The 12,728-nt window shown below is 39.9% G+C and carries 13 protein-coding genes; 4 read left to right on the forward strand and 9 right to left on the reverse strand.

Annotation, left to right across the window (positions count from 1 at the left end):
• Nucleotides 1–334: 334 nt before the first annotated feature.
• Nucleotides 335–787 carry an Hsp20/alpha crystallin family protein gene (locus ACFE90_RS28870; protein ID WP_375505813.1) on the reverse strand — a complete coding sequence of 151 codons (453 nt, stop codon included), beginning with the start codon at nt 785–787 and terminating at the stop codon, nt 335–337.
• A gap of 894 nt (nt 788–1,681) precedes the next feature.
• Between ACFE90_RS28870 and ACFE90_RS28875 the strand changes: the two genes are divergently transcribed.
• Nucleotides 1,682–2,077 (forward strand): hypothetical protein, encoded by a 396-nt coding sequence (locus ACFE90_RS28875; protein WP_375505814.1) that lies wholly within the window; start codon nt 1,682–1,684, stop codon nt 2,075–2,077.
• 177 nt (nt 2,078–2,254) lie between these two features.
• Here the strand turns inward: ACFE90_RS28875 and ACFE90_RS28880 are convergent, their stop codons facing one another.
• A complete protein-coding gene (locus tag ACFE90_RS28880) occupies nt 2,255–2,470 on the reverse strand; it encodes a hypothetical protein (RefSeq protein ID WP_375505815.1) in 216 nt (71 codons plus the stop codon).
• 162 nt (nt 2,471–2,632) lie between these two features.
• Here ACFE90_RS28880 and ACFE90_RS28885 point away from each other — a divergent pair, with 162 nt between their 5' ends.
• Nucleotides 2,633–3,361 (forward strand): hypothetical protein, encoded by a 729-nt coding sequence (locus ACFE90_RS28885; protein ID WP_375505816.1) that lies wholly within the window; start codon nt 2,633–2,635, stop codon nt 3,359–3,361.
• 57 nt (nt 3,362–3,418) lie between these two features.
• Here the strand turns inward: ACFE90_RS28885 and ACFE90_RS28890 are convergent, their stop codons facing one another.
• From ACFE90_RS28890 to surE, 4 genes are all read right to left on the reverse strand, one after another.
• The gene (locus ACFE90_RS28890) at nt 3,419–4,195 is read right to left on the reverse strand and encodes an MGMT family protein (protein ID WP_375505817.1); all 777 of its coding nucleotides are present in this window, start codon (nt 4,193–4,195) and stop codon (nt 3,419–3,421) included.
• A 30-nt stretch (nt 4,196–4,225) separates the two neighbouring features.
• The gene (locus ACFE90_RS28895) at nt 4,226–4,873 is read right to left on the reverse strand and encodes a PAP/fibrillin family protein (protein ID WP_375505818.1); all 648 of its coding nucleotides are present in this window, start codon (nt 4,871–4,873) and stop codon (nt 4,226–4,228) included.
• An 87-nt stretch (nt 4,874–4,960) separates the two neighbouring features.
• Nucleotides 4,961–5,584 carry a hypothetical protein gene (locus tag ACFE90_RS28900; protein ID WP_375505819.1) on the reverse strand — a complete coding sequence of 208 codons (624 nt, stop codon included), beginning with the start codon at nt 5,582–5,584 and terminating at the stop codon, nt 4,961–4,963.
• A 128-nt stretch (nt 5,585–5,712) separates the two neighbouring features.
• Complete coding sequence (gene surE / locus ACFE90_RS28905; protein WP_375505820.1) at nt 5,713–6,393, reverse strand: 5'/3'-nucleotidase SurE; 681 nt, start codon at nt 6,391–6,393, stop codon at nt 5,713–5,715.
• 387 nt (nt 6,394–6,780) lie between these two features.
• Here surE and psb32 point away from each other — a divergent pair, with 387 nt between their 5' ends.
• Nucleotides 6,781–7,518, forward strand: coding sequence for a photosystem II repair protein Psb32 (gene psb32 / locus ACFE90_RS28910; RefSeq protein WP_375505821.1), 738 nt, complete (start codon nt 6,781–6,783; stop codon nt 7,516–7,518).
• 75 nt (nt 7,519–7,593) lie between these two features.
• Here psb32 and ACFE90_RS28915 read toward each other — a convergent pair whose 3' ends face one another.
• From ACFE90_RS28915 to ACFE90_RS28925, 3 genes are all read right to left on the reverse strand, one after another.
• The gene (locus ACFE90_RS28915) at nt 7,594–7,977 is read right to left on the reverse strand and encodes a DUF4346 domain-containing protein (protein WP_375505822.1); all 384 of its coding nucleotides are present in this window, start codon (nt 7,975–7,977) and stop codon (nt 7,594–7,596) included.
• Nucleotides 7,978–8,067: 90 nt separating this feature from the next.
• Nucleotides 8,068–9,246: a GNAT family N-acetyltransferase gene (locus tag ACFE90_RS28920; RefSeq protein WP_375505823.1), complete on the reverse strand. Its 1,179-nt coding sequence runs from the start codon at nt 9,244–9,246 to the stop codon at nt 8,068–8,070.
• 109 nt (nt 9,247–9,355) lie between these two features.
• Nucleotides 9,356–10,093: a RibD family protein gene (locus ACFE90_RS28925; RefSeq protein ID WP_375505824.1), complete on the reverse strand. Its 738-nt coding sequence runs from the start codon at nt 10,091–10,093 to the stop codon at nt 9,356–9,358.
• Between the two features lie 294 nt (nt 10,094–10,387).
• Between ACFE90_RS28925 and ACFE90_RS28930 the strand changes: the two genes are divergently transcribed.
• Complete coding sequence (locus tag ACFE90_RS28930; protein WP_375505825.1) at nt 10,388–12,514, forward strand: sensor histidine kinase; 2,127 nt, start codon at nt 10,388–10,390, stop codon at nt 12,512–12,514.
• The last annotated feature ends 214 nt before the right edge of the window (nt 12,515–12,728 follow it).

Here is a 12,728-nt window from a genome sequence, read left to right on the forward strand (position 1 = left end):
CTTTACAAAATTTAATCAAGTTTTATTACTTTAGTAAATCTGATACAAGTTATTAGCTTTACTTATTTAAAGGTAAGAAGTGGGTAGATGTAGCCCATTACCCTTGGGTTCTGTTACCCATGCACACCATTACATATATATAGGAAAATTCCTTTACAAACTTTAAAAGCAAGGGCGATGTCTACAACGGGTTGCGCTTACGCTCTCCAGTTCTCTTAGAGAATTTACGCGCCTATTCCAGAGAATTGTTACAAAAAAGCCTGGTCACTCGCGTAACCAAGCTCTTAGCTATCTCAATCAATCAAGGGAGGTAGAGTTGTCTGATCACAACCCATTAGTTAATAAGTTGTTCTAAATTAACTTTAACAACTTTGTTCTTTTCTTGCTCAGTTTTAGGCAGTGTCAGATTCAATATGCCGTCTTTATAATCTGCCGTAACGTTAGTATTTTGAATCCGAGCAGATAGAGGAATTACGCGTTGGAATTTTCCGTAATGAAACTCACTTCTGGTAACACCTTTTTCTTCAGTTTTAGTTTCAGACTTCCGCTCACCACTAACGTAAACAGCATTTTCTGTTACTTGCACATCTAAATTTTTAGCTTGTATTCCTGGTAGTTCTAGCTTCAGATGAATAGCATTTTCAGTTTCTTGTATTTCAGCAGCAGGAACTTTGAGCAAGCCCCCATCCAAGAATGTAGATGGTACTTTTGTGTCTTCAAATATATTATTGAGTTGACGTTGTATAGTGTCAATTTCTCTCCAAGGATTCCAACGAACTAGTGTCATAACTCTTCCTCGCATCAATTAGCTTTAATTTAATCAGCTTTGCACTTCAATTGGTGCTTACATATTTATATTATGTAAAGTTAAGCCTGCTGTAAATTCGGTTATTAACACCAACTAATTGATGATTACCGCCCCAAGTTATACATGAAAAAAGTTACGGTTTACTCTAATTTGTATGTTCGGTAAATCCGAATATACAAATAGATTGAATCATAGTTAACCAATAAATCTGCTATTGAAAGATATAGTACAGAAATGCAATGCCTGGGTTGGGCTAACCCTAATACCGTTCGGTTAAAGAATTTCTTGGTTAAGGCAGGCATGAGGAGAAGATAAGTTGTCCTTGAGAGAAAAATTACTCATACCAATTCTGTATAAAGATGTGCTAAACCATATTTAAGACAAGGAAGAAAAACGTAGACGCAAAGCGGCTTACCGCAGGCTACCGCATTCGCGCAGCGTCTCGTTAGAGAAGGATGCTTAAACACGTTCGCGTAGCGTCTCGTAGAGAAGTGGCTTCTTGCAGGGTAGGACACAAAGAAAGAAGTTAAAAGGATTTGGCGCAGCCTCATAAAGAAATGGTATCAAGAATAATTCTCTTTCCTCAAGAGACTCCCCTACTTTCCCTACTTTCCTTGCTACCCCTACAACTGAGTAACAGCGATTGCATAAATTTTTAGATTGCCTCAGTTAAATATATATCTGTTCAAGTTTGTCCTGAACTTTGCTCTCGATTTATTTTTTTAGTTCTTGCACTCAATTAGCTCACCCGAATGGGTGAGGAATAAACCAACCGCTCAGGTGACCTGAGTGCAGGAAGTTGAGACTGATAAAAAATAAGACTCTATTACTTAATAACACTAATTGCATTTTACTCTAGCTAAGGATAACCCTATGAAATTCTCCACCCTGATTGATTCTGTACTCATTGTTGGTTCAATTGCTTTATTACCTGGAATCGGTGGCGCTCAAATAACTACTAACAATAGTGGCGAACCTATAGCTATCAACTCTAATAATTTACTCACTCATTTTACGAACGTCAGCTACCTCAAACCCTTTGATGCTGCATTTCTAGCTTATCAAGGTAACTTGAAAGCACAGGGTATTCCTAGTGGTAGTGCTTTGGTTTTTCAATACCGAACAGGAAGCCTGACTGCACAAGATGTGGTTAAGGCTGCTGTCAACGCTAAAAAGTTACCAGCACAAGCTTTGAATGATATAGGTTACTTAAATGCCGTCGAGTGGAAGCTGACATCATTCGGCAACACCAATAATTTACCTTACTAAGTACAGCGTGCAGAGGTTCATAAGGGATTTATAAAATGCTTTACTATCATCTCGTTGCTTTGATAAAAAAATGCTTCACACACAAAGGAGGAAAAACTGCTGTCTTCCCCTAATCGCCATCTTAATTACCAAAAATTACTTTAACCCCTTCAACCTTGGAGGGGTTTTTAGTTAGTGCTACGCTTGCTCTAGCGTCGCTCCTTTTCCCCAACGCACCTTTTCATATTTGACGCGATCGCCCCTCGCCCGGCTTTGCACAGTGCGTTCAAGCCTAGCATTTACTTCTGGAATGCTTGTATAGCAATACTTTTTACTCTGCCAAGATGCGTAAACGTAGCCCGTTGTTCGCGTAGCGTCTGTCTGCGACACGCTGCGCGAACGCAGAGAAGACATCGCTTCCACAGTCGCATACCATATCACACGGCTGAAAAAAATGGTCGGGTAATAAATTATTTACTGTTCTATCAAATTAACGTTGTTAAGTTACTCAGCAGGTGTAGTTTTCACCTCTAGGCTGTGTTAAATATTGTGACGCGAAACAGGAGTATAGATACGTTGCTAAAGCTTTCTCCAGAATCTCCTCTATTTATTGTATTAATTATTATTAGTTTTCTAGTAGTAACTTTGTCAACTTGGTTATCATCTAAACCATTCCTTTTAAAACCATTTGGGCTTAATGATATTATCCAGATACTTACCTTACAATTATTTATTTCTTTGTTATTAGAGCGTTCTCTAGAAGTTTTTATAACTACTTGGCGGGGACCATTCGTTGAACAATTAGATATTAGTATTCAGCAAAAAAAGGCTCTAATGTCGGAAAAGATAAGACTTATGGAAGTACAACAGAACCAACTCCCTTCTTTAGAATCCAATCAAATTAGTGGACTCCCACCTGAAGGAATGAGTTTAGAGCAGCAAATCATCCAAAACTTTACACAAAGCCAACAAGAACCGTTAAAAATATTCAAGCCGCAAATAGATGATATAAATGAAAAAGAGCGCCAGAAAACAGCATATAAATCTGATACACGAATAATTGCTCTATGGACATCCCTTTTATTTGGTCTTTTAATGAGCGCAATAGGTATTCGTTCAATTGAGCCACTTGTAGTTATTGATTTAGATAATCCAATACAAGTAGTTATTTTCCGTTGTTTAGATGCATTGCTGACAGGAGGTTTAATTGCAGGAGGTAGCGAGGGAATTCATAAGCTGATAAAAGTTTTTATCGACTTTATGGAAGCTACATCTAAACAAATCAAAAATCAGGGATTATCTTGATTAAACGAAGTATTTTTCTACCAAATATTACAAATATTACGAAAATTCCAGTAATCTCTATTCTAAATATATAGTGTGATCTTCCCATTGATAATCTTTAATATCTACAAGAAATTTGTTTAACTTGCTTAATAAATCTGCTTCCGATAAAACTCTAACTCCTTCATTTTCTAACTTATTTTTTTGTTGGTTCACATAGTTTATCAAATGACCTTTAGAATCTAATATTCTATGTACTGGATAATCAGTAGCCGAGGTTTTTTTCAGGTATGTAGGAATAACTCTTAGATAGCTATTATCTACTCCCATACCTTTGATTATTTGTTTATATGTAACTACTTTCCCACTTGGGATTTTGATGATAAAATTTAGGAATCGTTGATATGGATTTTCAGATAATGCTGAAAATTTATTAGCTTGAACCTGAAAACTACTACCAACCTGGATTTTACCTGATTTAATAACTACGCCTAGAATTCCTCTTTTACCTTGGATGCTTTTTAATGATTCTACCAAGTAGGCTATTCGCTTACAAGGTTCGCAGTGAAAAGTTAGACGAATTGCCGCACCACTTTCAAAGGTTAGCAGAGAACCAGGGATAAAATTATTAAATTCTATACCTGTAACCACAATATTTTCTCGCAATTCTCCTGGTTTAATTGATAAGTCTAAAATATCTTCATACCTAACAATTAAAACTTGCCTTGGACTTATAGGATCGGCATTAATATCTCCTTCTATACCATGACCTACTTTTAAATTTAATGTTTTAAGCTCTACCATCGCAGAACCTGGTTTTACTTTGGTGAAAAGATGCATTATTGAGAGAACCATATTTATTCTGCGGCGCGAACAATTACAAATTTAGGAGGTGAAGTCAGGTAAATCATCAGATTTACTAAGAATAAATAAACTTCCATCTCCTCCACGTCCAATTCTTAAGGTTTCATCTAAGTAAGTAATATCTAGTGTCGCAGTTCTGCTAGTAGGATTATTCGCTGGGACAACCTTAAATGGGTTGAGTTTAGGGGTATTAATGCCAACAACCTTCTCAATCGATAGGTAGCGTTTGTCAAAATAAACGTTGATACGTTTGTTCGCTAGAGGCTCTAAATCTTCTTTGGCTGGCTCAAAGCTAGCTGTAACTTTGACATATCCTGATACTAGCCCCAGAGAATGTTTCACTTTAGCTAGATTGAAAAATAATTTATTTGCAACATCAATCACTTGATAAACTTTACCCAGTTTTAATCCTAATGGGAGAGAAACTAAAGTACGGATTTCTCTGGCAGTAGAGTATTGCAGTTGCCAAGTTCCCTCCAACAAAGAAGTAGCGTAGAGAAGAGGATTGAGATTGGGATTGACGCTCTCTAGTTCCGTCGTCAATTGTTCAATTTCTTCGGCTAAGGTTTTATCTAGCTGCAAATCAGTAACGGGAGAGCCATCGCTCTTGGTTTGAATCTTCTCAAGCGTGGCTTGTAATTTTTCCTTAATTAAAAGTTTATTGTTCAATGGTTTAAAATTTTCCTTTATATATACTATTGTTTTGGTTCAACTTTTATGTGGAAAGTGCATAAAAGTTGAATTATCTAGATGAGATTAGTCAATGAGTTGTGGGGTAGGAATTTGCGTATCAATATCTGCTTGAGAGAAATTGGGAAGTAACCAGCTGCTCTCACCCGCCTTGAATACTTTGGCAGGTTCAACATTCAATTCAATTGCACCAGTGACTGGATTGGTTCTTGCAATAGACTGTGTACCATCCACAAACTTAACGGCGATTGCTTGGGCTAGTTGTTGTGGTTGAGTGTTTGGGCCTAAAACCACTTGAGAACCTGCGGGTAAGTAAATGCCATCGCAATCCCAATCATCATCCGTGATCGTTCCTGCGCCCAGGAAGTAGAGTTGGGTTGGAGATTTTTTTGGTTTATTAGCATAGACAGCCAACGTTTTTCCTGTTTCATTGCGGCACTGCGCCCGCTTTCTAGCTGTTTCTATGACATTTTTCTGAAGCTGCAATTGTGCCAGTCGCTTCTGGAATTGCTCAGGTGTATAGCCAGCTTGCTCAGGTGCATCTTTTATAGTTAGAAGTTGATTAAGCGCCTGAGTTACCTCAGCATAGTCAGCCCCCTTAGTAAAATCCTTGCCTGCCCAAGAGGGTTGAGCAATTAACAGGTTTACCATCAACACGAGAGCGACAAGAACAATTTTGAGAAACTGCATATTTTTCTCCTTTTTTTGAAATTAGTGTTCAGTGCTACTGAAACTTTACCAGATTTCAAAACTTTGAAATATGTCCTTAATTCAAGCGTTAGATGATTAATACCAATTTTGGATTCTGGATTCAATGATCAAACCCTTAATTGAGTTACCGCAATGTTGCCGGAAAAACATATATCCACATCGCTACCAGGAGTGCGATCGCGTTTGCCATATTCGCCTACATAATAAAAATTATCGCCTTCAATTCGATAGTTTACTGGCAAAGGTCTATTACAGGGTTGGCAAAACACCATATTCGGATCTGGTTCTCCTGGTTGCAGATGCGGCAAGTTCACATTCCAAAAGCTTCCCGGTTCCAGGGAGCGCTTGAGTAAGTCTTCTATTACTTCAACTGTGAATTTGGCAGCCATATCCCAATCAAAATTCTGCTTGGCTTTGCGATATTGAGAAATGGCAATTCCAGGAATACCGTGCATTGCGGCTTCTCGCACCGCCGCCACTGTGCCAGAAATGTAGACATCGACTCCTAAGTTGCCCCCAGCGTTGATACCTGAAAGCACAAATTTGACATCTGCGGCAATTTGTGTTAGTGCAATTCTCACACAATCGGCGGGAGTGCCTGCGATCGCATACTCAGTTTCAGAACGTCGCTGGAGGTTGATGGCACGAGTGGTGGTAACTTGATGTCCACAGCCAGACTGATGATCAGCAGGAGCAGCGATAATAGCATTTTTGCCGTTTACAGCTTTCAGCAGCGCTCGGATACCAGGGGCATCAATGCCGTCGTCGTTAGTTAAAATTATGGTCATGTATATACATTATATTGATATAAATTTAGCTAAAACATCTAAAAAATGCAGATATCAATCTATCAATGGGTACAGCAGGAAAAGCTACTTGCAGATATGAAAAAATATGCTTAATTCTGCCAAAAATATTGATCATACGATATCATTTTTAGATGGTTTGCAAATTCCGCCCTAAGTTTTTGGGTTAATTCCCAAAATGGGCGGTATTTCTTGTCAATTTAATCCTTGCAACCGCCCTCAGAACAAGTTTGTGCAATCAAAAAATCCTGTAAAATACATATCTGCTGCCAATAGCAGAAACTTGATACTGGAGAAAACCGATAACTAGGTGATTTTTGCAGTGGTTCTGTAGTATTTTTGGTGCAAGTCTGTCTTAGGGATCACACGATGAAACAGCTCCTCAAACAAGTATTTAACAGTCAAAAACACCTCATCCGGCTAATTCTCCCTTTAGTGATGGTTATTTTAGCAACCTCACTGTTTGCCGCACCTGCTTTTGCCACAGGTGTGAATCAAATACCCAACCTCATAGCAGGGAATAACACCTGGGTTTTAGATCAAGGTGAAGTTATCAGCCGTCTGAATGAAGGTAAGATTAACAGCGCTTTCGAGGATTTGGCAAAGCAAACAGATAAAAAAGTTAGAATTGTTACTGTTCGCCGCCTCGACTACGGAGAAACACCGGAAAGCTTTACTAAAGAACTGTTTGAAAAATGGTTTCCTACAAAAGAAGCCCAAGCTAATGAAACCTTATTGGTTATTGATACGGTTACTAATGGTACTGCCATTATTACTGGGGATCAAGTCAAGCCAATGCTTACTGACTCTATTGCCGAGAGTATAGCTACTGAAACAGTAAGTGTACCGTTACGCAATGGTAACAAATACAATCAGGCATTTCTAGATGCAAGCGATCGCCTTGTGGCTGTCCTCTCTGGCAAAGCTGATCCAGGGCCACCCCAAATCGCTGACAATGTACAGGTAGAAGGAACTTTCAAGAAAGCAGGCGAAACTGACCAAGGTAACGCTACTGCTTGGGTAGTAGGATTGTTAATTGCCGCCACCGTTATCCCAATGGCGACTTACTATATCTATCAGATAAATCAGCCATCATCTGATGGGTAATGGGAGAGTTGTTCAATTTTAGATTTTAGATTTTTCCTTCAATCCAAAATCCAAAATTAAAAATCTAAAATTGCTTTAATCTTGAACATACTCTTGCTCTGTGACTAAAGCCAACTCAGCCCGAACAAATTCTCGACCCAAATAAGCTGCATGATTTAATTGAGTTACAGGAGAGGGCTGAGTTTCCTCAAAGATTTTCACGCAAAGTTCTTTCGCCGTCCTTGCACTAAAAACTGTCGTGTGAGTTCGTTCTACCTTTCCTCGTGCCGGAATTACTTTCCCCGTTTCGGGATCGACAGCTAAACCGCGATCGTCAATCACATTTATAAAATGCTTGGCATAAATTAACCCGGCATCTCGATCCAAGTAAATAATGAAATATCCACCGGGATCAAGGTCAATATGACGCTGGGAAAGTTTATCATCAATTGCAGCTAAATTTTCAACCATCAAATCCATAAGCATTCTAAAAAGAAATTTTCTTTCTTGAGGGTTTTTTCACTCTATATCAAGTGTAATTCGTCGTTCCCCCTCTGCCTTAGCAAACTTTTAAGAATCTCGATTACTAAACGGCAACTCTGCATTAATTGCCTCAATCTGCTGCTGTTCGAGTTGATTCACTTCCTTAATATAGGGAAGTAAAATTTTTCCTAAACGATTATTGTAAAAGCGATGCAAACTGTGATTGAGCATAGCGGGAAAACCACGCCGTTTTTTGTGTCGCCCACCTGCGCCAGGGTCAAAAATTTGGATGCCATTAGCGATCGCCCACTCAATCGGCGCATAATAGCAAGCATCAAAATGTAAGCAATCTATTTCTTGAAAACTCCCCCAATAGCGTCCATAGAGTTTGTCACCTTTAAATAAACAAAAGGACATTCCTAAAGGATGAGAGTTATCTTGTTCGCTATATGCAGCAACAAACAAGACTCGATGGCGATAATCGGCGTGTAGCTGCTCAAAAAACCTCCGTGTGAGATACTTGCTACCCCACCAGCCAAACTTATCACAGGTGTCAGCATAGAACTGGTACATCAAGGGAAATAAAGACTGAGGAATTTGATCACCACTTAGAGGTTGTAATCGTAAACCGGCTTTCTCTACAGCTTTTCGTTCCCGCTTGATATTGCGGCGCTGATTGGCGTTGAAAACCTTCAAGTAGTCATCAAAAGTTTTAAACCCAGCATTTTCCCACACGTAGCTGTGGTGTAGCCAAGTTGTAAAACCGTGCCGTTCCAGCATCGGACGCCATTGGGGATCGACGTAGAGAAAATGACACCCAGAAATTCGATTTTTGGCGCAAAAAGTGTCAATTTCATGCACCATGAGCGCGGTAATTTCGTCCTCATCCTCTGCTGGGGCAATTAAGAACCGATAACCTTCAGCTGGGGTAAATGGTGTCATTCCCAGCAATTTTGGGTAATATTGAACTCCGATGCGATCGGCTAACTCTGCCCATTGGTGATCGAAAACAAATTCACCAGAACTATGTCCTTTGAGATAAAGTGGTGCAGCAGCAATCAGCGTTCTATCTCGCCACAATGTTAAGTGATTAGGCAACCAACCGGTTTTAACCGTAGCACTATGGGAGGTTTCGATATTGTTTAGCCACTCCCATTCTAAAAACGGTGTTTTGAGTGGCATTGCCAAAGCATTCCAGGCATTTTGGGGTACTTCAGCAATTTTGTTTGTCCAAACGACAGAATAACGAGGCTTAAGTTGTTCCACTTTTTAGGGACAGGGGACTAGGGACTAGGGACTGAGGACTGGGGAGTAGGAGGATAAGGAGAATACCCAATCCCCAATCCCCAGTCCCCAATCTTTTATTTAGCGTAATCTAATCTGCTGATCGTTGCAGGCAATAGTGCAAAAACACTTCTTGCTCAACTGTATGAACTTCTAGAAGTTGCAGCTTGGGAGCTAAATCGGGTAAAAATCCTTTCCCATCTACAGGAGTGGGTGCGGTATTACCACCTAAAATCAACGGACAGACACTCAGCCATAATTCATCAATTAAATCTAATCCCAGCAAGGAAGCGACTAATTCACCTCCACCCAAAACCGCCAAGCGTGTTATATGTAGAGTGGCTAGATGCTTTAAAGCTGCGGAAATGTCTATTTCTCGCGTTGGTGTTTCAAAAACCAGAATTTGCTCAAATTCTGGAGGGCATTCCTGGGCTTTGGTTCCCATTGAGGGAAGCGTTCTTAAACGTCCTTTCCATGAAACTGCTCCTGCTGTTGTCGTGAGTAGCCAGCGTCTAACTGGTTGCTTAAAAAATTTAATTTCCGGATTGAGGTTTGCAGAGTGTGTAATCACTATATGAACTGGCTGCGGAGGCTTCCCTTCTTGCGCCCGAAGTTGCACTAGAGTTGGATCTGATATAGTAAGTGTGGTCCCATAGGCGGCCAGAGTGCCAGCACCGAATAAAACCGCATCACAGGCAGCGATTTGTTTTTCTAAGTGTGCTTTATCCTCCTTTGAGCCAAACCGAGCAGGCGATCGCCTAAAATCTGCTATTTTACCATCTGCACTCATTGCTAAAACAACTGTAGTATGAGGACGATGTTGCAACATTAAATTGATTTGATAGTTTAAATAATTGTTTTGCTAGTGTGTAGATTCTCAAAAAAATCCATGCCTGCAACCTAATCTTTTACAATTTTACTACTGGATTTATATGCGACACCAACCCCTTTTACATCAAGTATATATGAGTTTTGGTATACCACGTTTCTTTTTGAATCATAGCAATTTGTTAATTTTAAACATTGAAAATAAAATTCTGATTATTTAATAAAATGTCTCATCTAGCTCATCTAATTACATATCTTTGCTGTTGTGGTTTGCAGATGCAAAGTGAGACACTCGATGACTAATCACCGCCAATCATCTTTTCGTCGAATTTTAGTAACGAGAATACTGCTTCTGTTCGTTCCAGTTTTACTTATAGGCGAGATTGTTGCCTTGAATAAGGCACGCTCTAGCATATTGGGAACTGCACGTCAAAATTTAACAGAAAGCGCTATCAGTAAAGGTGAGAGAATTGGAGATGCGATCGCTCTCCTAAAAGCTACTTTACTGAATGTAAGTAAAACAATGGTTATTCCGTCGGATTCACCTATACAAGAGCCAGAAATTCTCACACAGTTAAAGCAACAACTTCCAGCCAGTATTGAATGCATCCAATTAACGAATCTGTTAAGCCAGAAAATAGTTGCTAGTAGCTGTGGGGATCAAGCAATAGGAGAATTGACGTTACCTTTACCTAGCAACGGAATTGATGTCAAAGCAATCTTTCCGCCAAAGGCAGGAATAACTGGAAAAAGAAACGCACAAAATCAATTGCAAGTAGTGTTATCTGCGCCAGTCTCTGATAGCCGAAAAAATTTAGTTTACAGCTTAAGTATTCAGTCTGCATTGTCCCAACAAACCAGAAATCCGCCGGGATCGCTTACAGGCGCTATGGTAGTGATTGCTGAAGATGGCACAATTTTGGCACACCCATTCACAGACTGGGTAGGAACTAATATTAATCAGCACCCAAATGCTTCTCAAGTCAAGAGCATAATTAAAAATGCAATTGCGGGGCAAAATAATTCGATAAACTTGTCTTTCACAGAGGGAAACGAATTAGTAGCTGGTTATACGGCTATTGCAAATCCACTTACCCAACAGCAGCAAAAATGGATAGTCTTAGCTGTTACTAGTGTCGATAATGCGCTTTTTGGTTTAGAGGAAATCAAACTCATTCTTATCGTTTTGACAGTTGGTTTGATTGGTGCAAGTTTGTTAGCATCTTTATATTTAGCTCCCTACTTGGCGCGTCCTGTAGAAGAATTGCGAGACTACGCTCTAAATATTCACTCTCACCACGCCGCACAACCTGTTCCGCACAATTTTCAAATCCGGGAATTCAATCAACTGGCCCAAGCATTAGACCAAATGGTAGAACGGCTCAAAGCTGGGGCAGAAGAACTGGAAATAGCTTGGAAAGAAGCAAAAAGCGCTAACCAAATTAAAAGCCAGTTTTTGGCTACCACTTCCCATGAATTGAGAAACCCGTTACATACTATTATTAACTGTATTCGCCTGGTTGAAGAGGGCTTATGTGATAGCCGCGAAGAAGAAATGGAGTTTCTCAAACGTGCTGATGAAACAACAATTCATTTGCTAAATATTATTAATGATTTACTCGACATTTCTAAAATCGAAGCAGGTAAGCTTTCTGTAGTAACCACACCTCTTGACCTCCGGCAAATATTGTTAGAGGTGATTAATTTACAATCAGTTAATGTTCAACAAAAGGGGTTGCAATTGAAATGCGAGTTAGATCCCCAAGCAATACCAATTAAGGCAGACGCAGCAAAACTGAAGCAAGTACTAATTAATGTTATCGGCAACGCCACTAAGTTCACCGACACAGGAAGCATCACCATTGCTACAGAAAATCAATATAGTAATGGTAAATCTCAGGCGGTGGTAATAGTTAAAGATACAGGTATAGGGATTGATCCCACTCAACAGCACAAACTATTTCGCCCCTTTGTGATGGTAAATGGCACAACCAGCCGCCAGTTTGAAGGGACTGGACTGGGACTAGCTATTTCACGGAACTTAATCGAACTCATGGGAGGCAGTATTACTCTTGAGAGCGCGGGGCTTCATCAAGGTACGACGCTGAAGATTACCTTACCCTTGATTGATATCTCGCTGTTACCTGTTGCCAAGAAAGAAGAAAATGTAGGGGATCTTGGCTTTTCCTCTGTGAATGATGCGGCAAAAGCAAGTCACTACCCTGGCTTACAGGAGTCCGGGAGAAGTCCCTCTTTGGGGATCAACAAATCTGTGAAAGCAGTTGTAGATAAAGAGAAGCCGATGAAGTTCCAGGTGTTACTTGGGAACGATACTTATGAGATTAGTCTTTCGCCGCAGCAAACTATTGTGGTAAGTCTTCCAAAAGGAGAAGTTTATGCGAATGGGGCTTATGAAAGGTAATCCCTGCTACACTCTAATTGAAAATTCAAAATAAAGAAATTTGGCGTTGCTGAATACTGGTACGAATCGTTGATGTAGAGACTAGCCCTGTCAAGGTGTCATTCTAGCCAGATCATATGCCATTCGATCAAGTGCAGAGGGTATAGTAAATGCTGGGTGCAATATACAGCAGATTGCAGGTTTATGAAGTACAGTAGCAACAGTCTGTAAACCA

It is taken from the genome of uncultured Nostoc sp., assembly GCF_964245445.1.
GTDB lineage: Bacteria > Cyanobacteriota > Cyanobacteriia > Cyanobacteriales > Nostocaceae > Nostoc.

Coding starts and splice junctions, on each gene's coding strand:
- ACFE90_RS28870 (WP_375505813.1), bottom strand. CDS start 787: ATGACACTAGTTCGTTGGAATCCTTGGAGAGAAATTGACACTATACAA.
- ACFE90_RS28875 (WP_375505814.1), top strand. CDS start 1,682: ATGAAATTCTCCACCCTGATTGATTCTGTACTCATTGTTGGTTCAATT.
- ACFE90_RS28880 (WP_375505815.1), bottom strand. CDS start 2,470: ATGTCTTCTCTGCGTTCGCGCAGCGTGTCGCAGACAGACGCTACGCGA.
- ACFE90_RS28925 (WP_375505824.1), bottom strand. CDS start 10,093: ATGTTGCAACATCGTCCTCATACTACAGTTGTTTTAGCAATGAGTGCA.
- ACFE90_RS28915 (WP_375505822.1), bottom strand. CDS start 7,977: ATGGATTTGATGGTTGAAAATTTAGCTGCAATTGATGATAAACTTTCC.
- ACFE90_RS28930 (WP_375505825.1), top strand. CDS start 10,388: ATGACTAATCACCGCCAATCATCTTTTCGTCGAATTTTAGTAACGAGA.
- surE (WP_375505820.1), bottom strand. CDS start 6,393: ATGACCATAATTTTAACTAACGACGACGGCATTGATGCCCCTGGTATC.
- psb32 (WP_375505821.1), top strand. CDS start 6,781: ATGAAACAGCTCCTCAAACAAGTATTTAACAGTCAAAAACACCTCATC.
- ACFE90_RS28900 (WP_375505819.1), bottom strand. CDS start 5,584: ATGCAGTTTCTCAAAATTGTTCTTGTCGCTCTCGTGTTGATGGTAAAC.
- ACFE90_RS28890 (WP_375505817.1), bottom strand. CDS start 4,195: ATGGTTCTCTCAATAATGCATCTTTTCACCAAAGTAAAACCAGGTTCT.